This window comes from Streptomyces doebereineriae (assembly GCF_031845645.1).
In the GTDB taxonomy this organism is placed as follows: Bacteria; Actinomycetota; Actinomycetes; order Streptomycetales; family Streptomycetaceae; genus Streptomyces; species Streptomyces canus.
The window spans coordinates 61,414-86,312 of the sequence record NZ_JAVREZ010000004.1 but is presented as its reverse complement, the minus strand read 5'-3'; the positions used below and the strand labels follow the sequence as shown (position 1 = coordinate 86,312).

The window sequence follows — 24,899 nt, the reverse complement described above, 5'->3', positions numbered from 1 at the left end:
CCTGATGTTCATCCTCGGCATAGGGCTCTTCGCCTTCGGCCTTCTGGTGTCGATCGCGTGGCACGAGCTGGGGCATCTGTCCTTCGCCAAGCTCTTCGGCATCCGCGTGCCGCAGTACATGGTCGGCTTCGGACCGACCATGTTCTCGCGCAAGAAGGGCGAGACGGAGTACGGCATCAAGGCCGTCCCCTTCGGCGGCTACATCCGCATGATCGGCATGTTCCCGCCCGGCGACGACGGCCGTATCAGCGCCCGCTCCACCTCCCCCTGGCGCGGCATGATCGAGGACGCCCGCTCGGCCGCCTTCGAGGAACTCCAGCCCGGCGACGAGAAACGCCTCTTCTACACCCGTAAGCCCTGGAAACGCGTCATCGTGATGTTCGCGGGCCCCTTCGCGAACCTGATCCTCGCGGTGGCGCTGTTCCTCACGGTCCTCATGGGCTTCGGCATCTCCCAGCAGACCAACACGGTCAGCTCCGTCTCCAAGTGCGTGATCTCCCAGAGCCAGGACCGCCAGACCTGCAAGGCCTCCGACCCCGCCTCCCCGGCCGCGGCGGCCGGCCTCAAGGCGGGCGACAAGATCCTCTCGTTCAACGGCGTACGGACGGACGACTGGAACAAGCTCTCCGACCTCATCCGCGCCAACCCCGACAAGACGGTCCCGATCGTCGTCGAGCGCGACGGCAAGGACGTCACCCTCACCGCGAAGATCGCGAGCAACCTGGTCGCCAAGAAGGACTCCAGCGGGCAGTACGTCCAGGGCAAGTACGTCACCGCCGGCTTCCTCGGCTTCAGCGCGGCCACCGGCATCGTCAAGCAGGACTTCGGCGACTCCGTGGTCTGGATGGGCGAGCGCGTCGGCGACGCCGTCGACTCCCTCGCCGCCCTGCCCGGCAAGATCCCGGCCCTGTGGAACGCGGCCTTCGGCGACGCCCCGCGCGAGCCGGACTCCCCGATGGGCGTGGTCGGCGCGGCGAGGGTGGGCGGCGAGATCTTCACGCTCGACATCCCCCCGACCCAGCAACTCGCCATGGCGCTCATGCTGGTCGCGGGCTTCAACCTCTCCCTCTTCCTCTTCAACATGCTCCCGCTGCTGCCCCTGGACGGCGGCCACATCGCGGGCGCCCTGTGGGAGTCCCTGCGCCGCAACCTGGCGAAGGTGCTGAAGCGCCCGGACCCGGGCCCGTTCGACGTGGCGAAGCTGATGCCGGTCGCCTATGTGGTGGCGGGGATCTTCATCTGCTTCACGATCCTCGTCCTGATCGCCGACGTCGTTAACCCGGTGAGAATCTCCTAGCCATACGGCGTTCGAGGCGGCCCGGCAGGTGTGTGCCGGGCCGCTCTCCATTGAGTGGGTTTGCGGGCCGTGATGTGCTCGCGCCCGGTCCCTTGCCGTAATCTCGAAGTCCGGAGCCCGGCGCTGACGGGACCTGGACCTTGATCCACGACTTGGGGTTGCACAGCAGATGACTGCGATTTCTCTCGGCATGCCGTCCGTTCCGACCAGGCTCGCCGAACGCCGGAAGAGCCGGCAGATCCAGGTCGGCACCGTGGCGGTGGGCGGCGACGCCCCGGTCTCTGTCCAGTCGATGACGACCACGCGCACCTCGGACATCGGCGCCACGCTCCAGCAGATCGCCGAGCTCACGGCGTCCGGCTGCCAGATCGTGCGGGTGGCCTGCCCGACCCAGGACGACGCCGACGCCCTCGCGACCATCGCGCGCAAGTCGCAGATCCCGGTGATCGCGGACATCCACTTCCAGCCCAAGTACGTGTTCGCGGCGATCGAGGCCGGCTGCGCGGCCGTACGCGTCAATCCCGGCAACATCAAGCAGTTCGACGACAAGGTCAAGGAGATCGCGCGGGCCGCGAAGGACCACGGCACGCCGATCCGCATCGGCGTCAACGCCGGGTCGCTGGACCGCCGGCTGCTCCAGAAGTACGGCAAGGCGACCCCCGAGGCGCTGGCCGAGTCCGCCCTGTGGGAGGCCTCCCTCTTCGAGGAGCACGACTTCCGGGACATCAAGATCTCGGTCAAGCACAACGACCCGGTCGTGATGGTCGAGGCGTACCGCCAGCTCGCCGCCCAGTGCGACTACCCGCTGCACCTCGGCGTGACCGAGGCGGGCCCCGCCTTCCAGGGCACGATCAAGTCGGCCGTCGCCTTCGGCGCGCTGCTCTCCCAGGGCATCGGCGACACCATCCGGGTGTCGCTGAGCGCCCCGCCGGTCGAGGAGGTCAAGGTCGGCAACCAGATCCTGGAGTCCCTGAACCTCAAGCAGCGAGGCCTGGAGATCGTCTCCTGCCCGTCCTGCGGCCGCGCCCAGGTCGACGTCTACAAGCTGGCCGAAGAGGTCACCGCGGGCCTGACCGGCATGGAGGTCCCGCTCCGCGTCGCGGTCATGGGCTGCGTGGTGAACGGCCCGGGCGAGGCCCGCGAGGCCGACCTCGGCGTCGCCTCCGGCAACGGCAAGGGCCAGATCTTCGTCAAGGGCGAGGTCATCAAGACCGTCCCCGAGTCGAAGATCGTGGAGACCCTCATCGAAGAGGCGATGAAGATCGCCGAGCAGATGGAGGCGGAGGGCATCGCCTCCGGCGAGCCGTCGGTGTCGGTCGCGGGCTGACCTCCGTGGCTCACCGGTGCCGCATCCAGACGTTCGGCTCCTGATAGAGGCCGACGTCGGCGTCCCGGTCGACCCGCAGCACACTCAGCCCGTCCGGGATGACGTAGTCGCCGGACTCGGGGAGGGCGAGGTCCGTCCAGCCCTCCCACTCGGCGACCGTGCCGGTCATCGTCTGTGAGACGGGGGCCGGGGCGAGGATCTCGGCGCCGAGCCGTTCATGGGTCCGGATCCAGGGATCGAGGGCGGTCCCGTCCTGTCGCCGCCAGCGCAGGAACGACTCGATGGGCGTCAGCGGATAGCGGGCCTTGGTCGTGGGCCGCACGGGCGCGACGACCCGCGCCAGTCCCGCATCCTGTCCGGCCTCCCGCAGGGCGGTGAGCATCCGCCCGGCGAGCCCCTGCCCCTTGAGCGACGGGGTGACGATCGCCCCGCAGATCACCAGGGTGTCGGGTTCGATGCCCTGCTCATGCCCCTGTACGGCCCGCACCAGGGCGTCCGTGTACCCCGAGGGCAGCGCGTCGGCCCGGCCGTCCCACCGCAGCGGCACCCCCCAACCGGCGGCCACGGGAACCCCGTCCGCGTCCAGAAGCATCAGATCCAGCCCCGCGAAGAACTCCCGCACCCGTCCGATGTACTCCTTCACCAGCCGATCGGCGGTGATGAACGAGGGGAAGCCCTCGCTGAACAACTCCGCGAGCTGCTCGTCGGACCATTTCCGGGCGTCGGATCGCACAGGGGTCGAGATCATCCGACGTTCCTATCAGCGCGGGTCGGGCGTGTCAGCAACGAACGGCCCCCGAACTGGGGGCGGCACGGCTCAGCTTCCGCAGGTACAGTGCGGAGATCAGCAGACCCCAGTGTGAGGCCCCGCCCGTGTTGACCCAGACGACCTCCCGGGTCCTCGAACCGAGCGACCTGGACGCCGCGCTCGCCGTCCTCGACCGCGATCCGGTCGCGAACGCCTTCGTGACGTCGAGGGTGCAGGTCGCCGGCCTTGACCCGTGGCGGCTCGGTGGCGAGATGTGGGGCTGGTACGAGGACGGCATGCTCACGTCCCTCTGCTATGCCGGCGCCAACCTGGTCCCGATCTGCGCGACCCCCCGGGCCGTCCGCGCCTTCGCCGACCGCGCCCGGCGTTCCGGCCGCCGCTGCTCCTCCATCGTCGGCCCCGCCGAACCCACCGCCCAGCTCTGGCGCCTGCTGGAACCCAGCTGGGGCCCGGCGCGGGAGGTCCGTGCCCAGCAGCCCCTCATGGTCACCGACCGCATGCCCACCGACATCGCCCCCGATCCGTACGTCCGCCGCATCCGCAAGGACGAGATGGAAACGATCATGCCGGCGTGCGTGGCGATGTTCACGGAAGAGGTCGGCGTCTCCCCGCTGGCCGGCGACGGCGGCCTCCTCTACCAGGCCCGCGTCGCCGAACTGGTCGGTTCCGGCCGCTCCTTCGCCCGCCTCGACGAACACGGCAAGGTCGTCTTCAAGGCGGAGATCGGCGCCGCGACGGACCGGGCCTGCCAGATCCAGGGCGTATGGGTGGCCCCCGAGTACCGGGGCAGGGGAGTGGCGGCCCCGGGGATGGCGGCCGTACTGCGGTACGCCCTGGCGGACGTGGCCCCGGTGGTGAGCCTGTACGTCAACGACTTCAACACCCCGGCGAGGCGGACGTACGCAAGGGTGGGCTTCCAGGAGATCGGCGCCTTCATGAGCATCCTCTTCTGAGCCGACCCGCCCCCGGCACACACCTGAAACCCCCCTGTACGCTGCCCGCATGGACCTCGTCATCGGCCCCCTGGACCTGTCCGCCCACGTGGACGAGGCCCTGGCAGTACAGGCCATCGCATTCGGCCTCGGCGCCGACGAGGTAGCGGTCCGCCGCCAGATCGTGCTCCGTCACATGACCTATCCCGGTGCGAGGGCCCTCGGCGCGACCGTCGGAGGGCACCTCGTCGGATTCGTGTACGGCATGCCCAACAACCGCACCCACTGGTGGTCCACCGTCGTGGAGCCCTACCTCCGCGCGCAGCACAACGACATCTGGCTCGACGACTCGTTCGTGATCACCGAGCTCCATGTCCACCCCCACCACCAGAACCGCGGCATCGGCCGCACCCTGATCACCACGATCACCGACAGCGCCGCGGAGCCCCGCTCGATCCTCTCCGCGATCGACACCGACAGCCCGGCCCGCGGCCTGTACCACTCCCTCGGCTACCAGGACCTCGCCCGCCAGGTCCTCTTCCCGAGCGCCCCGAAGCCGTACGCCGTGATGGGCGCACCGCTGCCCCTGCGCCGCCGTTGACGGATTTCCACCGGCACAGCCCGCCCGGCTACCCTCCTGGCATCACCTAGACGCAGCAGGAGTACGAGAACCATGGCGAACGCACCGGTCCAGCGCATGTCCCAGTTGATGGCGAAGACGCTGCGCGACGACCCGGCGGACGCCGAGGTCCTCAGCCACAAGCTGCTCGTCCGCGCCGGGTACGTCCGCCGGACCGCGGCCGGCATCTGGAGCTGGCTGCCGCTCGGTATGCGCGTCCTGCGCAATGTGGAACGGATCGTCCGCGAGGAGATGGACGCGATCGGCGCCCAGGAGGTGCTGCTCCCCGCCATCCTGCCGCGGGAGCCGTACGAGGCGACCGGCCGCTGGGACGAGTACGGCCCCGAGCTGTTCCGCCTGCAGGACCGCAAGGGCGGCGACTACCTCCTCGGCCCGACCCACGAGGAGATCTTCACCCTGCTGGTGAAGGACCAGGCGTCCTCCTACAAGGACCTGCCGGTCATCCTCTACCAGATCCAGAACAAGTACCGGGACGAGGCCCGCCCGCGGGCCGGCGTCCTGCGCGGCCGTGAGTTCCTGATGAAGGACTCGTACTCCTTCGACACCGAGGACGAGGGCCTGGCCCGGTCCTACGCCCTGCACCGCCAGGCCTACCAGAAGGTCTTCGAGCGCCTGGGCCTCGACTACCGCATCTGCGCCGCCACCGCCGGCGCGATGGGCGGCTCCAAGTCGGAGGAGTTCCTCGCCCCGGCCGAGGCCGGCGAGGACACCTTCGCGGACTGCCCGAACTGCGATTTCGCGGCCAACACCGAGGCGATCACGTACGAGTTGAACCCGGTGGACGCGGCGGGCGTCGCCGCTCTCGAGGAGATCCCCACCCCCGACACCCCGACCATCGAGACCCTCGCCGCCCACCTCGGCGTCGAGGCCTCCGACACCCTCAAGAACCTCCTCGTGAAGGTCGACGGCGAGATCGTGGCCGTCGGCGTCCCCGGCGACCGCGAGGTCGACATGGGCAAGGTGGAGGCGCACTTCGCGCCCGCCGCCGTGGAGCTGGTGAGCGCCGAGGACTTCGTCGGCCGTCCGGACCTCGTCCGCGGTTACGTCGGTCCGCAGGGCCTGGGCGAGAAGGTGAAGTACATCGCCGACCCGCGCGTTGCCCCCGGCACCGCCTGGATCACCGGCGCCAACAAGGAGCACACGCACGCGAAGAACGTCGTCGCGGGCCGTGACTTCGAGGTCGACGAGTACGTCGACGTCGTGGTCGTCCAGGAGGGCGACCCGTGCCCGAAGTGCGGCACCGGCCTCAAGCTGGACCGCGCCATCGAGATCGGCCACATCTTCCAGCTCGGCCGCAAGTACGCCGACGCCCTCAAGCTCGACGTCCTCGGCCAGAACGGCAAGCCGGTCCGCGTGACCATGGGCTCCTACGGCATCGGCGTCACCCGCGCGGTCGCGGCCATCGCCGAGCAGAGCGCCGACGAGCAGGGCCTGTGCTGGCCCGCCGAGGTCGCCCCGGCCGACGTGCACGTCGTCGCCGCCGGCAAGGCCCTCCAGATCGAACTGGCCCTCGACGTCTCCGAGAAGCTGCGTGAGGCGGGCCTCAGGGTCCTCGTCGACGACCGCGCCGGGGTCTCCCCGGGTGTGAAGTTCACCGACTCCGAGCTCATCGGCGTACCGAAGATCCTGGTCGCGGGCCGCCGCTCCGCCGAGGGCGTCCTGGAGCTCAAGGACCGCCGCAGCGGTGAGCGCGAGGAGCTGACGGTGGACGAGGCGATCGCCCGCCTGACCGCTTGAGAAAGTGCGTACGGCGGCGGTCGCACCGGCGGCCGCCGCCGTACGGCCTCAGAGCCACCCGGCGAACTCCAGCAGCAACTCGGCATCCTTCGGCCGCCCCACCCGTAGCGCCCGGACCCCCGACTCCACGGCCCGGAACAACGTCCACCCCCGCAACCGCTCCTGATCCACCTCGAGTGACTCCGCGAGCCGCTTGATCCGCCGGCGGGTCGTCGCCGCCCCCGACGGCGAGGCGATCAGGTCCTCCACCCGATCCCGCACCAGCCGGGCAAGATCGAACGCACACTCCCCGACGACAGGGTCAGGCCCGACGGCGAGCCAGGGCGACCGCACACCGGAAAGCACCTTGCTCTGCCGGAACGTCCCGTGCAGCAACCGCTCCTCCGGCGGCGCGGCCAGCAACGACTCCCGCGCATCGAGAGCCGCGCTCACCAGCCCCGCCACCTCCGCGGAAGCACCCCGCATGACCGCGGCCTGCCGCCCGGTCCGCTCGGCCACCGTCTCGAAGACATGGTCACCGGGCGGCTCCACCCACAGCCGCCGCAGCGCCCCGGCAGCCTCGAGCAGTGCTTTCGCCTCCGGCAGGGACCGCACGGACACATCCGGATGCAGCCGCTCGAGCAGCAACACTCCCTCGGCGACAAAGGGCTCCAGCAGCTGTACGGCCCCCCGCCCGGCCCAGTGCGCGAGAGCCGCCCGCTCGCTCTCCGGCCGGGCCCGGGCCGGGGCCAGCTTGAGCACGGCCGGGGTCCCGTCAGCGCGCCGCACGAGCAACACGAGGCTGCTGCGTCCCCCGGGCACCTGAACCCGCTCCACGGTCAACTCGCGCAGTGCGACGGCCTGTCCGGCAATCTCGGGCAGCCTCTCCACCCAGTCGTCACCGTCCGGCGCGCTCTCGCCGAGCGCCCGCACCAGCCGCTGCGGTGGTTCGAAAGCCATGCGCGAGTCGTTTCCTTCCTGTACCGCGTTACGCCGTGGGAGCCGGCGAAGAAGCCGGGCCATAGGCCGAGGACGACATCGTGATCGCCCGCTCGGCGAGCCCAGGGAAGGCTACGCTCTCGCCGCGCCAGCGCACCGCCCGCACCGCGGCCTCCCGCAGCGCCTCGGCGGCCGTGCTCCGCCGCCCGCCCTCGGTTGCCCGCACCAGGTCGGAGTACACCCCGGCCACCCGCTCCTCCAGGTCGGCGGCGAGCCGTACCGCCGCGGCCGAGTCCGGCACCGGGAAGGGCAGCGCGTACGCCGCGGCCGCGGCCACCGGCTTTCCGCCCATGTTCCGCACCTGGCGCACCAGCCCGTCCCGCCGGGCCCGGTGGGCGTCATAGGCGGCCTTGGCCTCCGCTCGCCGGCCCGCACCGATCCGGCCGCCGACGACGCCGTAGCCGTACACGGCCGCGTGCTCGGCGGCCAGCGCCTTCTGAAAGGCCTCCAGCTCCTTGTCGTTCTTGTCGCTCACCGGATCCCCTCCATCAGCAGATAGGCGTGCGCCGCACCGGCCGCCGCCACGGAGGCCAGCAGCCGGGCCAGCTCGCCCGGTACGTCCAGCAGCGCCTTGGCCCGCCGGTCCGCGAGCGCCCGTTCGGCGGCGGCGAGCTGGGCGAGGGCGTCCTTCTCGGTCGCGGGCACCGTGACCGACGGTGCGGGCGAGGTCTGCGACGCGGTGGGCGAGGACTTGGCGACCGTCTCCCCGAACGCCTCCGCATGCCGCACCGCTTCCGCCCGCAACGGCCCCACCCGCTCCGCCAGCGCCGGATAGGCGGCGAGGACGGCGTCGTACCGTTCGACGATCCCCCGGCTGTCCCGAGCCGCACGCACGCGTGTGCGCTCGACGACGGACGGACTGCCGGCGGTGTTCTCCTCGGTGCCGGTCCCGTCGGAGCAGCCGGCCAGCAGGGCGCCCCCGGCGACCGAGGCGAGCAGGGATCTTCTGCGCGGCCCCGAGGGCATGTGCGGCGGAGGGGGGTACGGCACGACAGACGTCCTCGGGAAGCTCGTACGAACACATGGGCGGGAGGTCAGCCCGCTGGCGATCACGGTACCCGCGCATCCGAGGTCACCTGGACGGCAACACCCCCTGCGACCGGATACCCTTTGACCAGACACGCGACCTACCCACAACAGCACACGCGGCCGAGGAGTCACCCGGATGAGCACGACCCACAGCGAGAGGCTGCGAGAGCTCCTGGAACCGCTCGTCACCTCCGAGGGCCTGGATCTCGAAGAGATCGCAGTGGACTCCGTAGGACGAAAGCGAGTGCTGCGTGTCGTCGTCGACTCGGACACCGGTGCCGACCTGGACCAGATCGCCGATGTGAGCCGCGCGCTCTCGGCGAAGCTCGACGAGAGCGACGCGATGGGCGCGGGGGAGTACACCCTCGAGGTCGGCACCCCGGGCGCGGAGCGCCTCCTCAAGGAGCACCGTCACTACCTGCGTGCCGTGGACCGGCTGGTGAAGTTCCAGCTGACCGAGGGCGGCGAACTGGTCGCCAGGATCCTGAAGGTCGACGACGAAGGCCTCGACCTCGAAGTGCCCGGCGTGAAGGGCCGCAAGGCCACCGCCCGCAGACTCGCCTTCTCCGACTTCGACAAGGCGCGCGTGCAGGTCGAGTTCAGCCGCAAGGACAGCAAGAACGAAAACGAGCAGGAAGAGGAGGCGTAGCCGTGGACATCGACATGAGTGCCCTGCGGGGCTTGGTACGGGAGAAGGAGATCTCCTTCGACCTGTTGGTCGAGGCGATCGAGTCGGCCCTCCTCATCGCCTACCACCGCACCGAGGGAAGCCGCCGTCACGCGCGCGTGGAGCTCAACCGCGAGAGCGGCCATGTGACCGTGTGGGCGAAGGAGGATCCCGAGGACCTGGAGGAGGGTCAGGAGGCCCGCGAGTTCGACGACACCCCGTCCGGCTTCGGCCGTATCGCCGCCACCACGGCCAAGCAGGTCATCCTGCAGCGGCTGCGCGACGCCGAGGACGACGCGACGCTCGGCGAGTACGCCGGGCGCGAGGGCGACATCGTCATGGGCGTGGTCCAGCAGGGCCGCGACCCGAAGAACGTGCTCGTCGACATCGGCAAGCTGGAGGCCATCCTGCCGGTGCAGGAGCAGGTCCCCGGTGAGACGTATCCGCACGGGATGCGGCTGCGGTCGTACGTCGTACGAGTGGCGAGGGGTGTGCGTGGTCCGTCCGTCACCCTGTCGCGCACGCACCCCAATCTGGTGAAGAAGCTCTTCGCCCTGGAGGTGCCGGAGATCGCCGACGGGTCCGTCGAGATCGCCGCGATCGCCCGCGAGGCCGGTCACCGCACCAAGATCGCCGTACGGTCCACCCGCTCGGGCCTGAACGCCAAGGGCGCCTGCATCGGCCCCATGGGCGGACGTGTGCGCAATGTCATGGGTGAGCTGAACGGTGAGAAGATCGACATCGTCGACTGGTCGGACGACCCGGCCGAGATGGTCGCCAACGCGCTGTCGCCGGCCCGGGTGTCCAAGGTCGAGGTCGTGGACATGGCCGCCCGCTCCGCGCGGGTGACGGTCCCCGACTACCAGCTCTCCCTCGCCATCGGCAAGGAGGGCCAGAACGCCCGGCTCGCCGCCCGGCTCACCGGCTGGCGGATCGACATCCGGCCGGACACCGAGCAGGCCGGCGACTAGCGCCGGTGACTGGCTCCGGCTAATGGTGCTGGGGAATAGATCCAAGCCGTAGGTGGCTTAGATCACGACAACAACCGTTCGATCGCTGCCCCCAAGGGGTGAGGTCGGTACGGGGAGGTAGACTTAAGAGTGTCTGGCCGGACGCCCGCCCGAGCATGCCCTGAACGCACCTGTGTGGGTTGCAGGCAGCGAGCGGCCAAGACCGATCTGCTGCGCATCGTGGCGATCAAGGACGCATGCGTCCCTGATCCTCGCGGTACGCTGCCCGGCCGGGGTGCGTACGTACACCCCGCCCTGGTCTGTCTCGACCAGGCGGTACGCCGCCGGGCGTTCACGAGGGCGTTGCGCGCCCCGGGAGCGCTCGACACAAAGGCGTTGCGCCAGTACGTCGAGCAGACAGACAGTTGCTGAGCAGGCAACACCGTAAGAAGCGTCGCGCGGAACCCCCGTGCGGCCCTGGTACCCCGCGAGTTGGAAGTAGGTCGAGATTGCGATGAGCACTCGATGAGCACGCGATGAGTACGCCCATGAAGTAGCGACGGTCCGGACGCACCCGGACCTAAAAGGAGCGAAGTGGCTAAGGTCCGGGTATACGAACTCGCCAAGGAGTTCGGGGTGGAGAGCAAGGTCGTCATGGCCAAGCTCCAGGAACTCGGTGAATTCGTCCGTTCGGCGTCTTCGACCATCGAAGCGCCCGTTGTCCGTAAGTTGACGGACGCCCTCCAGCAGGGCAACGGAGGCGGCAAGCCCGCCTCCGCACGCAAGGCTGCCCCGGCCAGGCCGGCAGCCCCCTCTCCCGCGCAGGGTGCCCGTCCGGCCGCCCCGCGCCCGCCGGCTCCCAAGCCGGCCGCCGCCGAGAGGCCCGCGGCTCCCGCCGCCCCGGCCGCTCCCGGCTCCCGTCCCACTCCGGGCCCGAAGCCCGCACCGGCGCCGCGGCCCGCCCCGGCGTCCCCGGCTCCGACCACGCCCGAGTTCACGGCACCCCCGGCGGCTCCCGCCGCACCGGCCTCTCAGGGCCAGGGGCAGGGCCAGGGCCAGGGTTCCGGCCCGCGTCCGGGTGCTCCGCGTCCGGCCTCCCAGGCCCCTCGTCCGGGCGCCCCGCGTCCGGCCGGCGGTCCCGGTCAGGGCGGCCAGGGCCGTGGTGAGCGCGGCGACCGTCCCGGCGCTCCGCGTCCGGGCGGCCAGGGTGCCCGTCCCGGCGCTCGTCCGGCCGGTCCCCGTCCGGGCAACAACCCCTTCACCTCTGGTGGCTCCACCGGCATGGCGCGCCCGCAGGCGCCCCGTCCGGGCGGTGCCCCGCGCCCCGGCGGCCCTGGTGGCCCCGGTGAGCGTCCCGGCGGCGCCCCGCGTCCGCAGGGTCAGGGCCAGGGCGGTCCCCGTCCCCAGGGCGCGGCGGGCGGTCCCCGTCCGCAGGCTCCGGGCGGCTCGCGTCCGACCCCGGGCGGCATGCCCCGTCCGCAGGGCGGTCCCCGTCCCGGCGGCGGTGGCCCCGGCGGCCCGCGTCCCAACCCCGGCATGATGCCGCAGCGTCCGGCTGCCGGCCCGCGTCCCGGCGGCGGTGGCCCCGGTGGTCGCGGTCCCGGTGGCGGTGGCGGTCGCCCCGGTGGCGGTGGCGGCGGTCGTCCCGGTGGCGGCGGCGGTTTCGCCGGTCGTCCCGGTGGCGGTGGCGGCGGCTTCGCCGGTCGTCCCGCGGGTCCCGGTGGCGGTGGCGGCGGTTTCGCCGGCCGTCCGGGTGGTCCCGGCGGTGGCGGCGGCGGTCGTCCCGGCTTCGGTGGTCGTCCCGGCGGTCCCGGTGGCCGTGGTGGCACGCAGGGCGCCTTCGGTCGTCCCGGCGGTCCCGCGCGTCGCGGTCGCAAGTCGAAGCGGCAGAGGCGCCAGGAGTACGAGGCCATGCAGGCCCCGTCGGTCGGCGGCGTGATGCTGCCTCGCGGCAACGGCGAAGCCATTCGCCTGTCGCGCGGTGCATCCCTCACCGACTTCGCCGAGAAGATCAACGCCAACCCGGCGTCCCTCGTCGCGGTCATGATGAACCTCGGCGAGATGGTCACGGCCACGCAGTCCGTCTCCGACGAGACGCTGCATCTCCTCGCGGGCGAGATGAACTACACGGTTCAGATCGTCAGCCCCGAGGAGGAGGACCGCGAGCTGCTCGAGTCCTTCGACATCGAGTTCGGCGAGGACGAGGGCGACGACGAGGACCTGGTCGTCCGTCCGCCGGTCGTGACCGTCATGGGTCACGTCGACCACGGTAAGACCCGACTCCTCGACGCCATCCGCAAGACGAACGTCATCGCGGGCGAGGCCGGCGGCATCACCCAGCACATCGGTGCCTACCAGGTCTCGACCGAGGTCAACGAAGAAGACCGCGCGATCACCTTCATCGACACCCCGGGTCACGAGGCGTTCACCGCCATGCGTGCCCGTGGTGCCCGGTCGACGGACATCGCGATCCTGGTCGTCGCGGCCAACGACGGCGTCATGCCGCAGACGGTCGAGGCGCTCAACCACGCCAAGGCGGCCGACGTCCCGATCGTCGTCGCGGTCAACAAGATCGACGTCGAGGGTGCCGACCCGACCAAGGTGCGCGGTCAGCTGACCGAGTACGGCCTGGTGGCCGAGGAGTACGGCGGCGACACCATGTTCGTCGACATCTCCGCCAAGCAGGGTCTGAACATCGACTCCCTGCTGGAGGCCGTGGTCCTCACGGCCGACGCCTCGCTCGACCTGCGGGCCAACCCGAACCAGGACGCGCAGGGCATCTCGATCGAGTCCCGTCTCGACCGCGGCCGCGGTGCCGTGGCGACGGTCCTCGTCCAGCGAGGCACGCTGCGGGTCGGCGACACGATGGTGGTGGGCGATGCCTACGGCCGCGTGCGCGCCATGCTCGACGACAACGGCAACAACGTCGCCGAGGCCGGCCCGTCGACGCCGGTCCAGGTCCTGGGCCTGACCAACGTCCCGGGTGCGGGCGACAACTTCCTGGTGGTCGACGAGGACCGTACGGCCCGTCAGATCGCCGAGAAGCGCGCCGCCCGCGAGCGCAACGCGGCCTTCGCCAAGCGCACGCGCCGCGTCTCGCTCGAGGACCTGGACAAGGTGCTCAAGGCCGGCGAGGTCCAGCAGCTGAACCTGATCATCAAGGGTGACGCTTCTGGTTCCGTCGAGGCCCTCGAGTCCTCCCTGCTCCAGCTGGACGTCGGCGAAGAGGTCGACATCCGCGTCCTGCACCGCGGTGTCGGTGCGGTCACGGAGTCGGACATCGACCTGGCGATGGGCTCGGACGCCATCGTGATCGGCTTCAACGTCCGCGCGGCAGGCCGTGCGGCGCAGATGGCCGAGCGCGAGGGTGTGGACGTCCGTTACTACTCGGTCATCTACCAGGCGATCGAGGAGATCGAAGCGGCCCTCAAGGGCATGCTCAAGCCGGAGTACGAAGAGGTCGAGCTCGGCACGGCGGAGATCCGCGAGGTCTTCAAGTCGTCCAAGCTGGGCAACATCGCCGGTGTCCTGGTCCGCTCCGGCGAGGTCAAGCGCAACACCAAGGCGCGCCTCATCCGCGACGGCAAGGTGGTCGCGGAGAGCCTCACCATCTCCGGTCTGCGCCGCTTCAAGGACGACGTCACCGAGATCCGCGAAGGGTTCGAGGGCGGTATCAACCTCGGCAACTTCAACGACATCAAGGTCGACGACGTCATCGCGACGTACGAGATGCGCGAGAAGCCGCGCGGCTGACCGTCGTAGCACGCGATCGGGGCCGGTCGGCGGACGTAATATCCGTCGATCGGCCCCGGCCGTTGCGTGTACGGTTCCCCGTACCGGCGTCCAAGCGCGGCGCCCGTACCCCGAACCGGCGGGACATCCGGACACACATGTATGTGGGGACTCTGTCCTTCGACCTGCTCCTCGGTGACGTCCACTCGCTGAAGGAGAAACGCTCTCTCGTCCGTCCGATCGTGGCCGAGCTCCAGCGCAAGTACGCGGTGAGCGCGGCGGAGACGGGCAATCAGAACCTCCACCGCAGGGCCGAGATCGGGCTCGCGGTGGTCTCCGGGGACACGGGACACCTCACCGACGTGCTGGACCGCTGCGAGCGGCTGGTCGCCGGGCGGCCCGAGGTGGAACTGCTCTCGGTTCGACGCAGGCTCCACAGCGACGAAGACTGAAGCAAGCAGCAAGACAGTTACTAAGGAGACGGACCAGTGGCCGACAACGCGCGCGCCAAGAGGCTGGCGGACCTCATCCGAGAGGTGGTGGCCCAGAAGCTGCTGCGCGGGATCAAGGACCCGCGGCTCGGCTCACACGTCACCATCACGGACACCCGGGTCACGGGTGACCTGCGGGAGGCGACCGTCTTCTACACGGTGTACGGCGGTGACGAGGAGCGGGCGGCCGCGGCCGCCGGACTGGAGAGCGCCAAGGGCGTGCTCCGGTCCGCCGTCGGGGCGGCGGCGGGAGTGAAGTTCACCCCGACGCTGACCTTCGTGGCCGATGCGCTGCCCGACACCGCCAAGACCATCGACGACCTCCTCGACAAGGCCCGCCAGTCCGACGAGAAGGTGCGCGAGGTCTCGGCCGGCGCCAAGTACGCCGGCGACGCCGACCCGTACCGGAAGCCGGGCGACGAGGACGAGACGGACGACGCCGCCGAATGACCCAGAAGACTCCGCCGCCCGACGGCCTTGTCATCGTCGACAAGCCGTCGGGCTTCACTTCGCACGACGTGGTCGCCAAGATGCGCGGGATCGCCAGGACCCGCCGCGTCGGACACGCCGGCACCCTCGACCCCATGGCGACGGGCGTGCTGGTCCTCGGTGTCGAGAAGGCCACCAAGCTCCTCGGGCACCTCGCGCTGACCGAGAAGGAGTACCTGGGCACGATCCGGCTCGGCCAGACGACGCTGACCGACGACGCGGAGGGCGAGATCACGGGGTCGACAGACGCCTCGAAGGTCACCCGAGAGGCCGTCGACGCCGGGATCGCCAAGCTGAGCGGCGACATCATGCAGGTGCCGTCCAAGGTCAGCGCCATCAAGATCGACGGTGTGCGCTCGTACAAACGGGCGCGTGAGGGCGAGGAGTTCGAGATCCCGGCCCGCCCCGTCACCATCTCGTCCTTCGCCGTGTACGACGTCCGGGACGCGGTCGCCGAGGACGGCACGGCCGTTGTGGATCTGGTCGTGTCGGTGGTCTGCTCGTCCGGCACCTACATCCGGGCCCTCGCCCGCGACCTGGGCGCCGACCTGGGCGTCGGCGGTCACCTGACGGCTCTGCGCCGCACGCGCGTGGGCCCGTACAAGCTGGACTCGGCCAAGACCCTCGACCAGCTCCAGCAGGAGCTGACGGTGATGCCGATCGCCGAGGCCGCGACAGCCGCGTTCCCCCGCTGGGACGTCGACGGCCGCCGGGCCAAGCTGCTCACCAACGGCGTACGGCTCGACATGCCCGACGAGTACACGGGCGCCGGTACGGTGGCCGTCTTCGACCCCGAGGGCCGCTTCCTTGCGCTGGTCGAGGAACACAAGGGCAAGGCGAAGAGCCTGGCCGTCTTCGGCTAGGCCTGGCCCGGGGGAGCACCGAGGCTGTTTGCCCGTGGAGCGGCGATCACGGGGTTGTGCCGCCGCTCCACGGTCCCCCCTCGGTTCCCCCACCCCTAGGGTGTATCCGCCCGTCTCCTTCCATTCACCCGCGCGGGCAGGCGCTCGGAGTGAACCGGGGGAGTGGAAGGGGGCGCGTTCACCACACGATCTGTGCCGCCGATCACCGCACGCCTACCGTCGACAACAGGAACGTGCGTACGGCGGGGAGGTACGGCCATGGCGGCAGGAGGTGACCCCGCCGACGGAACGACGCCTCTCGCCTCCGGCGCCGGTGCGGAGATGCCGGGGCGGGGGGAAGGGATCACGGGGGAGACGGGTCGGCCTGCGGGGCTTGGGGAGCGGGAGCCGCGTGAGACGGGTCTGTCTGTGGGGCCTGGGGGTTGGGAGTCGCGCGACACGGGTCTGTCTGCGGAACAACGGGGCCGGGAGCCGCGTGAGTCCGGTCGGCGGGTCCGGTGGGGTGACCGCGCGGCCCGCGAGGAGAACCCGCGGTTCCGGCAGAGCGACCCGGAGGCAGGTTCCGGCGGGCACGATGACGGCGGAGCGGGGCAGGAGAGCCGGCGGGTTCGGCCGGGAGACCGGGAGATCGCTGAGGGTGCCGGGTGGGTCGATCGTGATGATCGGCTGGGGGACTGTGAGGTCGTGGGGAGCGCCGGATCCGTGGATCGTGAGGTGCGGCAACGGGATCGGGAGGTCGGCAAGGCCGGGCCGTCCGATCGGGGTGGCAATCGCGAGACCGGCGATTTCGTACGGCCCGGGCGGAGCGGGTGCGAGGAGCGTTCCCGGCAACGCGGGCAGGCCCCCGGGGCCGGGTGGGACGGGGAACTCGTGCGGATTCTTGATCTGGCCGGCCGGCCCCGGGGGGTCGGGTTCGTGGCCGATCATCGTGGCACCGTCGTCACCAGCCATGAGGCCGTCGACGGGCCGGCCCGGCTCGTGCTGCACGCCGGCGGTGACCGCAGCTGCGTGGTGTCCTCCGATGCCGTGACCGCGCTGCCCGAGCTGGACCTGGCGCTCGTCCGTACCGAAGGACTCGGCGTGGACCCGTGGCCGGTGTCCGTGCGCGACACCGTCGAGACCGGCACCTACGTCCGGCTCCCCGCCGGCTGCTGGCGCGAGGCCCGGGTGCTCGGCGCGGCCGCCGTGACCTACACCGCCACCGACCGCTTCCATCTCCTCGAAGACGTCCTGGAGTTGGCGATCGGCACCGCGGGACGGGACGCACTGCGGCTGGGCGGCGGGGCCGCCGGAGGCCCCGTGCTCGACGCCGGGACCGGCGCGGTGCTCGCCGTCCTCGGCACCGCCCTGCAGTGCGGCCACCGCGACAGCGGATACGCGGTCCCGCTCCGCTCCGCCCGGACCGGCCCCCTCGCCGACCTGCTCGCGGAGAACGCGGCGACGGTCCCGGCGTACGGCGCCGACCTCAACCTCGCCGGCGTGCTGGAACTGACGGCCATCTCGGTGGGCCAGGACGGCCCGCCGGGCACGCTCGCCGGTCACGTGGGCCGGGCAGACCCGACCGAGCCGGTCGAACGGGCCGCCATCACCAGGGAGTTCGCCGCTTTCACCGAGGGCCCGGCCGGCGTCCTCGGCCTCGTCGGACCGCCCGGCAGCGGCCGTACGACACAACTCGCGGCCCTCGCCGCCCGCCGCCACCGGGGCCCCGCCCCGGCCCCCACCCTCTGGCTGCGCGGCGCCGACCTCGAGAACACCGACGCCTCGGTGGCCGACGCGGCGAGCCGAGCGCTCACCAGGGCCGCCCGGATCGTGGCGACCTCCACGGACACCGTCCCCGCCGACCTGGGCGACCTCACCCCCGAACGCCTGGCCCGCCTCGCCGGCACCGCAGGCCGCCCCCTGTTCCTCCTCCTCGACGGCCCCGAGGAGATGCCCCCGGCCCTGGCCCACCGCCTCGCCGAGTGGACGGAGGGCACGGCGAAGTGGCTGGCGGAGACGGGGGCGCGGCTGGTGGTGGCGTGCCGGGAGGAGTACTGGGAGGGCACGGACTTCCCGGAGGAGCTGCTGTACGGCAACCCGCAGGGGCACCTTCCGCCCTGCGTACGCCTCGCCGACCTCACCGACGAGGAGGCCCGTCGCGCCCGGGCCCGCCACACCCTCCCCGAAGGCATTCTCACCGCCCCCGACGACCGGCACCCCCTCACCCTGCGGCTCCTCTCCGAGGTCCGCGCGGCACTCGGGGACGCCCCTCATGCCCCCGTGGACCGCGACGCGGTCTTCTCGGCGTACCTCGACCTGATGTGCCTGCGCATCGCGGTACGGCTGGCCACGGCGAGCGGTCTGCGCGGCACCGCCGTCCGCCGGCTCGCCGCGAAGGTCTCCGGCCAGGTCCACGAGGCCGCCCGCCGCAGCCTCGGTCCCGGGCAGGGGGAGCTGGACCGGGAGTCGTTCGAGGCCGTATTCCCCTGGGGCCAGGCGCCGAAGCGGCTCGGCGGCGCCGGCTGGGCCTCCGCCGTCCTCACCGAGGGCCTCCTCGTCCCCGCCGGCAACGGCTACCGCTTCGCCCACGAGGAACTCGCCGACTGGATCCACGGCACCCACCTCGACCTGGACGAGGCACTGCGCGCCCTGGTCCACCGTCGCAGTACCGGACGGGAACACCCCCTCCCCGTCCCGCACCACCGCATCGGTCCCGTCGTCCAGGCCCTGCTCCTCGTCGCCCGCCAGCACGGCGCACCGCAACTGGCGTACCGACTGGAGGAGTTGCTCCACGCCCTCGACGCCGACCCGCACTCCTGGTGGGCGGCCCGCCTTCTCACCGAGACCCTGCTGAGCGTGCCCGACGCGACGCCGTACACCGATGTCCTGCGGCGGCTCACCGACCGCCTGGTGGCCCGGCGCCGTCGGGAGGAACCGGTCCCGCCCGCGTTCGGGCCCGCCTTCTGGACCGCCCTCCCGCTCCCGCCCGGCACCCGCTTCGACCTGCTGCGCCGCCTCGTCCTCGCCGACGGGCCCCCGCACGAGCCCGGCCCCCGGTTCCTGGACGCCGTGGCAGAGCTGCTGGCCATGGACCCCACCGCCGTACAGCCGCATCTCGCCCGCTGGTTCGACGACGACCGGCCGCTGCCCGCGACCCCGCACGCGACCGTGGCGAAGGCCGCGCAGGCGCTGCTGCACACGCACCGGACCCGGGCCCTGGACGACCTCACCGAGGTGCTCGTCGGCTGTGCGCACCGGCGGGCCGACGAACTGCTCGCCGTGCTGGCCGAGGACGAGCCGTCGGCGGTGTGCCGGGCCGTGGACCGGTGGGCGCACGACACGCGGCCGGCGAGGCGGGTGGCGGCGGTGGCGTACGGACTGCGGGCGGCTCCGCACGTACGCACCGAGGCCGACCGCGAACTCCTGCGCTACGCCGCCCTCGCGCTGCTCGCCCGCCCCGAGGACTGCACCCTGCACGGCGGTGCGCTCGCCCTGCTGGTGCGTGACCCGTGCACGCGTGCCCGTCATCTCCCGCAGGCGCTCGGTCACTTCGCCGCCGGCGACCCGCAGTTCCCGCCCGGCGCGCTGGTCCCCGCGCTCGCCACCGACCCCGATCCGGTCCTGGAGGCCTTCCGGGAGCGGCTGCGCAGACCGGGTGCCGGGGAGGCGCTGCGCACGCTCGCCGACGTCACCACGCCCGCCCTGGCCCGCCGGGTGGCCGTGCTGGTGCGGGAGGCGGTCCAGCAGTGCCCGGCGATCGCCGGTGACGTGGCCGCGTACGTCGACCGGCGCCTCGACCAGGGCCCGGCCGCCCGGGCCGTACTCCTCCCGCTGGTCACCGGACTGCTCGACGGCACCTCGGAACGGGTGCGGGCCGCGCTGGCGGCCGTGCTCGTCGGCCCGGGCACCCCCGCCTCCGGCCCGCTGCGCCAGGAACTCCTCGCATATCTCCTGGACCACGAACGGGAACCCGCGGTCCTCGTCGCCCTGCTGCCCGCGGCCGCCGCGCGCGGCGGGGACGGCGTGCGCGACCTCGTCCGGCGCACAGGCCTCCTCCTCGTCCGCACCCCGCTGGGCGCGACCCGCTTCGACCGCGCTCTCGTCGACCTCGGCCGGCATGTGCCCGGGTTCGCCGCGCTGGTGGCCGGCTGGCTCGCCGAGGCCCCGCAGGAGTGGGCGGGGATGGTCGGCCCCAGCACCCGGCGGATGATCGAGAACCTGGCGGGTGTACGGGTTCCGGCCTGACTCCGCGTGCGTCGGGTCACAGCCCCCATGCCGATGCGAGCGACGGGCACGCGGCATGGCACCCTTAGACCTGCGTAAGTCGCAAGAGTCAATACGGACACGGGTTCGACGAGGAGCGGTCACAGTGCAGCGCTGGCGTGGCTTGGAGGACATCCCCGAGGACTGGGGGCGCAGCGTCGTCACCATCGGGTCCTACGACGGGGTCCACCGCGGGCACCAGCTGATCATCCGGCATGCCGTGGACCGGGCGCGCGAGCTGGGCGTCCCCTCGGTCGTCGTCACCTTCGACCCGCACCCCAGCGAGGTCGTCCGCCCCGGCAGCCACCCGCCGCTGCTGGCTCCGCACCACCGCCGCGCCGAGCTCATGGCCGAGCTGGGCGTGGACGCGCTCCTGATCCTCCCCTTCACCACGGAGTTCTCGAAACTCTCGCCCGCCGACTTCGTCGTCAAGGTCCTGGTCGACAAGCTGCACGCCAAGGCGGCCGTCGAGGGACCCAACTTCCGTTTCGGCCACAAGGCCGCTGGCAACGTCGACTTCCTCGTCGAGCAGGGCAAGACGTACGACTTCGAGGTCGAGATCGTCGACCTGTACGTGTCGGGCACGGCAGGCGGCGGTGAGCCCTTCTCCTCCACCCTGACCCGGCGTCTGGTCGCCGAAGGTGACGTGGAGGGCGCCGGGGAGATCCTGGGCCGCCCGCACCGGGTGGAGGGCGTGGTCGTCCGCGGGGCCCAGCGAGGTCGCGAGCTCGGCTTCCCGACCGCCAACGTCGAGACCCTCCCGCACACCGCCATCCCCGCCGACGGCGTCTACGCCGGCTGGCTGCACGCCCAGGGCGAGGCGATGCCTGCCGCGATCTCCGTCGGCACCAACCCGCAGTTCGACGGCACCGAGCGCACGGTGGAGGCGTACGCGATCGACCGCGTCGGGCTCGACCTGTACGGGCTGCACGTGGCGGTGGACTTCCTCGCCTATGTGCGCGGACAGCAGAAGTTCGAGTCGCTGGACGCGCTGCTGAAGGCGATGGCCGAGGACGTGAAGCGGTGCCTGGAGCTGATCGAGGGCGCGGAGGCCTGAAGCGCGCAGAGACGGAAGAAGAGGGCCGGCACCTTTGTGGTGCCGGCCCTCTTTCGTCCACTGCTTTCGTCTACTGCTGCGGAGGCTGTCCCGCGTTCGGGTCGTACGGCGGCTGCGGGAACCCGGGCTGCGGCTGACCCGGCTGACCGGTCTGCCAGGGCTGGCCGGGCTGTGCGCCGGGGAAGCCCTGGAACGGCGGCTGGGGCTGCTGCGGCTGCGCGGCCGGGGCCTGCTGGTGACCCGGCATCGGGGGAGCCATGGTCGGCGGCTGGTGGCCGCCCTGCCCCGTCCACAGGCCCTGCTCCTGCTGGGCCCGCACGAAGTCCTCGGCCACCATCGCGGCGAGCTCGAAGTACGACTCCCGGACCTTCGGCCGCATCATGTCGAGGTCGACCTCGGCACCGGCCGCCAGGTGCTCGTCGAACGGTACGACGATCACGCCCCGGCAGCGCTGCTCGAAGTGGGTGACGATGTCCTCCACCTTGATCATCTTGCCGGTCTCGCGCACACCCGAGATCACGGTGATGGACCGCGAGACCAGGGACGCGTACCCGTGCGCCGACAGCCAGTCCAGCGTCGTACTGGCACTGCTCGCACCGTCCACCGACGGGGTCGAGATGATGATCAGCTGGTCGGCGAGGTCGAGGACCCCGCGCATGGCGCTGTAGAGCAGACCCGTGCCCGAGTCCGTGAGGATGATCGGGTACTGGCGGCCCAGCACGTCGATCGCGCGCCGGTAGTCCTCGTCGTTGAACGTCGTGGACACGGCAGGGTCGACGTCGTTGGCGATGATCTCGAGGCCCGAGGCCGCCTGGGACGTGAACCGGCGGATGTCCATGTACGAGTTGAGGTACGGGATCGCCTGGACCAGGTCACGGATGGTGGCGCCGGTCTCGCGCCGCACCCGGCGGCCGAGGGTGCCGGCGTCCGGGTTGGCGTCGATGGCGAGGATCTTGTCCTGCCGTTCGGTGGCGAGGGTGGAGCCGAGGGCGGTGGTCGTGGTCGTCTTGCCCACTCCGCCCTTGAGGCTGATCACCGCGATCCGGTAGCAGGACAGCACCGGGGTGCGGATGAGGTCGAGCTTGCGCTGCCTCTCCTGCTCCTCCTTCTTGCCGCCGAGCTTGAACTTCGAGCCACCGGGAGTGGGGCGGCTGCTCTTGGCCTTCTGCTTCTTGCTGTTGACCAGTCGGTCCGAGGTCAGCTCGACCGCGGCGTTGTAGCCGAGCGGCGCGCCCGCACCGGCGACCTGCTGCCGCTGGTCGTGCTGGACGGCCGCGGGCCAGGCTCCACCGGTACGGGGGTCCACGCCGGGCTGGCCCGGAGCGCCCCCGTAGGGGCCGGGCTGAGGTACCTGCGGCGGCTGCTGTCCCGGGAACTGCGGCTGCCCCGGCTGGGCCTGCGGCTGTGCCGGAGGCGGCTGCACGGGCTGACCCGGCTGACCCGGCTGGCCGGGCTGCGCGGGGGCCTGCTGCTGGGGGTAGCCGTAGCCGCTCTGGTCGGGCTGGGGAGCGGGGGGCTGCGGGAAGCCGTAACCGCCCTGGGGGTTCGGGGGAGCGGGCTGCTGGGGGTAGCCGTAGCCGCCCTGGCCGGGCTGGGGCGCAGGGGGCTGGGGGTAGCCGTAACCACCCTGTGCCGGCTGGCCCTCGGGCTGCGGCGGGGTGGCCGGCCAGCCCCCGGGCGCCGGCTGCGGTGCCTGGGGCGCGGCCGTCGGCTGCGCGGGCGGGAGCGGGGCGCCGGGCTGTCCGCCCGTCGTCCACTCCGGGGCCGACTGCGGTGCCGTACCGGGGGCCGCCGACGCGTACTGGGGCGGGAGCGGCGGGACGGCGCCCTGGGGGGCCGGCGGGGGACGCCAGCCTTCCTGCTGGGCGTCGGGCTGCTCCGGTACGGCGGCGGCCTGCGGTGCCTGGGGCCGGTCCGGTGCGGCGGTCTGCGTGGCCGGGGCGTCGGGCGCGGCTGCCTGCGGCTCGACGTCAGCGCCCGGGGCGGAGGCCGGGGGCGTGTTGGCTTCCGGTGCCTCAGGCGCTTCCGGCGCCTCCGGTGCCGTGGCTTCGGCGGTGGGGGCCTGGGGCGCTGCCGTGCCCTCGTCGGTTCCGGTCTCGTCGTCGGAGGCGGATGTGGCTCCGGCCTCGCTCGGGGAGGGGGCAGCCGGCGCCTCGGCGTCCGCCTCCGCGGAGCCCTGCGGGGCTTCGGCGGGGGCCGGTGGCGCGGGGGCGGTGGGCGCGGTGGGTGCCTCCGGCGACGGGGCGACGGGGGGCTGCGGAGCGCTCGTCGCGGTGGCGGAGGCGGAGGGCGCGTCGATACGGCCTTCCGCTTCACCTCCGGCGGAAGCCGCGCCGCCATCCGCGGTCGGGGAGCCGGGGGCGGCAGGAGGTGCGGGAGCCACGGGGGGCGCAGGAGGCGCGGGGGCTACAGGGGCGACGGGAGGTGCTGGCGCTACAGGGGCGACGGGCGGCGCGGCAGCCACCGGGGCCGCGGGGGGTGCGGGCGGTGCTGTAGGAGCGGGCGATTGTGGATAGCCGTAGCCGCTCTGGGGGTTCGGGGGCGCGGGGGGCTGAGGGTAGCCGTAGCCGGTCTGCGGGTTCGGGGGCGCGGGCGGCTGAGGGTAGCCGTAACCACCCTGGGGGTTCGGGGGAGTGGGCGGCTGAGGGTAGCCGTAGCCGCTCTGCGGGGGCTGGGGGGCCGCACCGGGGTTCCCTGCCCACGGCGGCGGCGGTGGCGTCGCGCCGGCCGGGCCCGCGGAGGGGGCGAACTGCGGGCCGGGAACGGGAGCCGACGGTGCGGAACCGGACGTATCGGGGTAACCGGGGTGCGGTGCAGGCGCGGTGGGGGCAGCGGCGGGCGCGGGAGGTTCCGCCTCGGCCTCGGGCGCCGCGCTCTGCGTGTACCAGGCAGGCGCGGCGTAGTCGATGGTGAACTCGCCCGTCATCTCGGTGGCGGACTCCGCGTCGGACTGGTCGTCGCTGGGCGTGGTCCAGCCCGCGCGCAGCCCGTCCCGATCGCTCTGCACAATTCCTCCTGGTATGGGGTCGAGCACCCTCGTGCCGTGTGGGCACTCACGTGCCGGGCTGGGGGCGACCGTTCCTGGTGTCCGATCCGTCTGAAGTCCCCTGGACGCGAACAACCCAGCCGTGGGTTCTTACGTCGCACCCGCATCAAGCGTAAACGCCACGGGCGTCGGCGGGGCAGGCCCGTCCGCTGTGCGCTCGCGCCCAACGGGCCGGTGCCTGCCCTGATGTCGGCCTTGTGGCGATTGTTCGTGTCTTGAAGCCCGGGGCGGTTTGGCTCTGTCCCGGCCGGGGCCGGGCCGTGGTGCCTACTCCGCCTGCTCCGCGGTGAGCCCGCCGTGGTGCTGTGCGGCCTCCAGGTCGAACTCGCCGTCGCGTGCGCCGAGTACGAAGGCCCGCCACTCCGCCTCCGTGTACCGCAGCACGGTGTCCGGGTCCAGGGAGGACCGCATGGCCACCGCGCCCTCGGGGAGGTAGGCGATCTCGACGCGCTCCTCGTGCTCCTCGGTGCCGGGCGCGCTGTGCCACTCGACGCCGGAGATGTCCAGGCCGTACAGCTCGTCCCGTTCCCGCGCCTTTCGCGCCTTGACGTCCTCGTCCGGTGTCTTTGCGGCGATGTCGTCCGCGTCAGTCATGGTCGGCGGGCCCTTTCTCATGAGCGAACCTCGTGCACGAGCACCCTACTTGGCCTGGG

20 protein-coding genes are annotated in these 24,899 nt (G+C 72.1%); 14 read left to right on the top strand and 6 right to left on the bottom strand.

The features are described 5' to 3' along the window. Positions 1–4: 4 nt before the first annotated feature. Complete coding sequence (locus tag RNB18_RS13335; RefSeq protein ID WP_311714756.1) at positions 5–1,297, top strand: M50 family metallopeptidase; 1,293 nt, start codon at positions 5–7, stop codon at positions 1,295–1,297. Positions 1,298–1,466: 169 nt separating this feature from the next. Then, positions 1,467–2,624 (top strand): flavodoxin-dependent (E)-4-hydroxy-3-methylbut-2-enyl-diphosphate synthase, encoded by a 1,158-nt coding sequence (ispG, locus tag RNB18_RS13330; RefSeq protein ID WP_057616679.1) that lies wholly within the window; start codon positions 1,467–1,469, stop codon positions 2,622–2,624. A gap of 10 nt (positions 2,625–2,634) precedes the next feature. Here ispG and RNB18_RS13325 read toward each other — a convergent pair whose 3' ends face one another. Further along, the gene (locus tag RNB18_RS13325) at positions 2,635–3,372 is read right to left on the bottom strand and encodes a GNAT family N-acetyltransferase (RefSeq protein ID WP_311714332.1); all 738 of its coding nucleotides are present in this window, start codon (positions 3,370–3,372) and stop codon (positions 2,635–2,637) included. A gap of 125 nt (positions 3,373–3,497) precedes the next feature. On the opposite strand from RNB18_RS13325, the gene RNB18_RS13320 reads away from it, so the two are divergent. The 3 genes from RNB18_RS13320 to RNB18_RS13310 all read left to right on the top strand — a co-directional run bounded on the left by RNB18_RS13320 (position 3,498) and on the right by RNB18_RS13310 (position 6,702). Next, positions 3,498–4,346 carry a GNAT family N-acetyltransferase gene (locus tag RNB18_RS13320; RefSeq protein ID WP_311714331.1) on the top strand — a complete coding sequence of 283 codons (849 nt, stop codon included), beginning with the start codon at positions 3,498–3,500 and terminating at the stop codon, positions 4,344–4,346. Positions 4,347–4,395: 49 nt separating this feature from the next. Continuing rightward, on the top strand, positions 4,396–4,926 hold the full coding sequence (locus RNB18_RS13315; RefSeq protein ID WP_311714330.1) for a GNAT family N-acetyltransferase: 531 nt from the start codon (positions 4,396–4,398) through the stop codon (positions 4,924–4,926). 72 nt (positions 4,927–4,998) lie between these two features. Then, complete coding sequence (locus RNB18_RS13310) at positions 4,999–6,702, top strand: proline--tRNA ligase (protein WP_311714329.1); 1,704 nt, start codon at positions 4,999–5,001, stop codon at positions 6,700–6,702. 48 nt (positions 6,703–6,750) lie between these two features. Here the strand turns inward: RNB18_RS13310 and RNB18_RS13305 are convergent, their stop codons facing one another. The 3 genes from RNB18_RS13305 to RNB18_RS13295 are packed head-to-tail and all read right to left on the bottom strand — an operon-like array spanning position 6,751 to position 8,670. Next, complete coding sequence (locus tag RNB18_RS13305) at positions 6,751–7,641, bottom strand: aminoglycoside phosphotransferase family protein (RefSeq protein WP_311714328.1); 891 nt, start codon at positions 7,639–7,641, stop codon at positions 6,751–6,753. Between the two features lie 28 nt (positions 7,642–7,669). After that, on the bottom strand, positions 7,670–8,155 hold the full coding sequence (locus RNB18_RS13300; RefSeq protein ID WP_311714327.1) for a ferritin-like domain-containing protein: 486 nt from the start codon (positions 8,153–8,155) through the stop codon (positions 7,670–7,672). Beyond that, on the bottom strand, positions 8,152–8,670 hold the full coding sequence (locus RNB18_RS13295; protein ID WP_311714326.1) for a hypothetical protein: 519 nt from the start codon (positions 8,668–8,670) through the stop codon (positions 8,152–8,154). Before RNB18_RS13295 ends, RNB18_RS13300 begins: the two co-directional genes overlap by 4 nt. Positions 8,671–8,845: 175 nt before the next feature. On the opposite strand from RNB18_RS13295, the gene rimP reads away from it, so the two are divergent. The 9 genes from rimP to RNB18_RS13250 all read left to right on the top strand — a co-directional run bounded on the left by rimP (position 8,846) and on the right by RNB18_RS13250 (position 21,200). Beyond that, positions 8,846–9,358, top strand: a complete 513-nt coding sequence (gene rimP, locus RNB18_RS13290; protein ID WP_311714325.1) for a ribosome maturation factor RimP — start codon at positions 8,846–8,848, stop codon at positions 9,356–9,358. Between the two features lie 2 nt (positions 9,359–9,360). Further along, the gene (nusA, locus tag RNB18_RS13285; protein WP_311714324.1) at positions 9,361–10,347 is read left to right on the top strand and encodes a transcription termination factor NusA; all 987 of its coding nucleotides are present in this window, start codon (positions 9,361–9,363) and stop codon (positions 10,345–10,347) included. Positions 10,348–10,476: 129 nt separating this feature from the next. After that, positions 10,477–10,758 carry a YlxR family protein gene (locus RNB18_RS13280; RefSeq protein WP_311714323.1) on the top strand — a complete coding sequence of 94 codons (282 nt, stop codon included), beginning with the start codon at positions 10,477–10,479 and terminating at the stop codon, positions 10,756–10,758. 162 nt (positions 10,759–10,920) lie between these two features. Then, positions 10,921–14,079 carry a translation initiation factor IF-2 gene (gene infB / locus RNB18_RS13275; RefSeq protein WP_311714322.1) on the top strand — a complete coding sequence of 1,053 codons (3,159 nt, stop codon included), beginning with the start codon at positions 10,921–10,923 and terminating at the stop codon, positions 14,077–14,079. Between the two features lie 137 nt (positions 14,080–14,216). Continuing rightward, complete coding sequence (locus RNB18_RS13270; RefSeq protein WP_020122665.1) at positions 14,217–14,510, top strand: DUF503 domain-containing protein; 294 nt, start codon at positions 14,217–14,219, stop codon at positions 14,508–14,510. A gap of 36 nt (positions 14,511–14,546) precedes the next feature. Beyond that, the gene (gene rbfA, locus RNB18_RS13265; protein WP_266558903.1) at positions 14,547–14,999 is read left to right on the top strand and encodes a 30S ribosome-binding factor RbfA; all 453 of its coding nucleotides are present in this window, start codon (positions 14,547–14,549) and stop codon (positions 14,997–14,999) included. After that, on the top strand, positions 14,996–15,901 hold the full coding sequence (gene truB, locus RNB18_RS13260) for a tRNA pseudouridine(55) synthase TruB (RefSeq protein ID WP_311714321.1): 906 nt from the start codon (positions 14,996–14,998) through the stop codon (positions 15,899–15,901). Before rbfA ends, truB begins: the two co-directional genes overlap by 4 nt. An 870-nt stretch (positions 15,902–16,771) precedes the next feature. Continuing rightward, positions 16,772–20,125 carry a trypsin-like peptidase domain-containing protein gene (locus RNB18_RS13255; RefSeq protein ID WP_311714320.1) on the top strand — a complete coding sequence of 1,118 codons (3,354 nt, stop codon included), beginning with the start codon at positions 16,772–16,774 and terminating at the stop codon, positions 20,123–20,125. Between the two features lie 124 nt (positions 20,126–20,249). Next, entirely contained in the window at positions 20,250–21,200 is a 951-nt protein-coding gene (locus tag RNB18_RS13250; protein ID WP_311714319.1) for a bifunctional riboflavin kinase/FAD synthetase, read from the top strand. 70 nt (positions 21,201–21,270) lie between these two features. Here RNB18_RS13250 and RNB18_RS13245 read toward each other — a convergent pair whose 3' ends face one another. Beyond that, positions 21,271–24,207 carry an SCO5717 family growth-regulating ATPase gene (locus RNB18_RS13245; RefSeq protein ID WP_311714318.1) on the bottom strand — a complete coding sequence of 979 codons (2,937 nt, stop codon included), beginning with the start codon at positions 24,205–24,207 and terminating at the stop codon, positions 21,271–21,273. 306 nt (positions 24,208–24,513) lie between these two features. Beyond that, complete coding sequence (locus RNB18_RS13240) at positions 24,514–24,840, bottom strand: DUF397 domain-containing protein (protein ID WP_311714317.1); 327 nt, start codon at positions 24,838–24,840, stop codon at positions 24,514–24,516. Positions 24,841–24,899: the final 59 nt, after the last annotated feature.

Coding starts and splice junctions, on each gene's coding strand:
- RNB18_RS13335 (WP_311714756.1), top strand. CDS start 5: ATGTTCATCCTCGGCATAGGGCTCTTCGCCTTCGGCCTTCTGGTGTCG.
- ispG (WP_057616679.1), top strand. CDS start 1,467: ATGACTGCGATTTCTCTCGGCATGCCGTCCGTTCCGACCAGGCTCGCC.
- RNB18_RS13325 (WP_311714332.1), bottom strand. CDS start 3,372: ATGATCTCGACCCCTGTGCGATCCGACGCCCGGAAATGGTCCGACGAG.
- RNB18_RS13315 (WP_311714330.1), top strand. CDS start 4,396: ATGGACCTCGTCATCGGCCCCCTGGACCTGTCCGCCCACGTGGACGAG.
- RNB18_RS13310 (WP_311714329.1), top strand. CDS start 4,999: ATGGCGAACGCACCGGTCCAGCGCATGTCCCAGTTGATGGCGAAGACG.
- RNB18_RS13305 (WP_311714328.1), bottom strand. CDS start 7,641: ATGGCTTTCGAACCACCGCAGCGGCTGGTGCGGGCGCTCGGCGAGAGC.
- rimP (WP_311714325.1), top strand. CDS start 8,846: ATGAGCACGACCCACAGCGAGAGGCTGCGAGAGCTCCTGGAACCGCTC.
- RNB18_RS13270 (WP_020122665.1), top strand. CDS start 14,217: ATGTATGTGGGGACTCTGTCCTTCGACCTGCTCCTCGGTGACGTCCAC.
- truB (WP_311714321.1), top strand. CDS start 14,996: ATGACCCAGAAGACTCCGCCGCCCGACGGCCTTGTCATCGTCGACAAG.
- RNB18_RS13240 (WP_311714317.1), bottom strand. CDS start 24,840: ATGACTGACGCGGACGACATCGCCGCAAAGACACCGGACGAGGACGTC.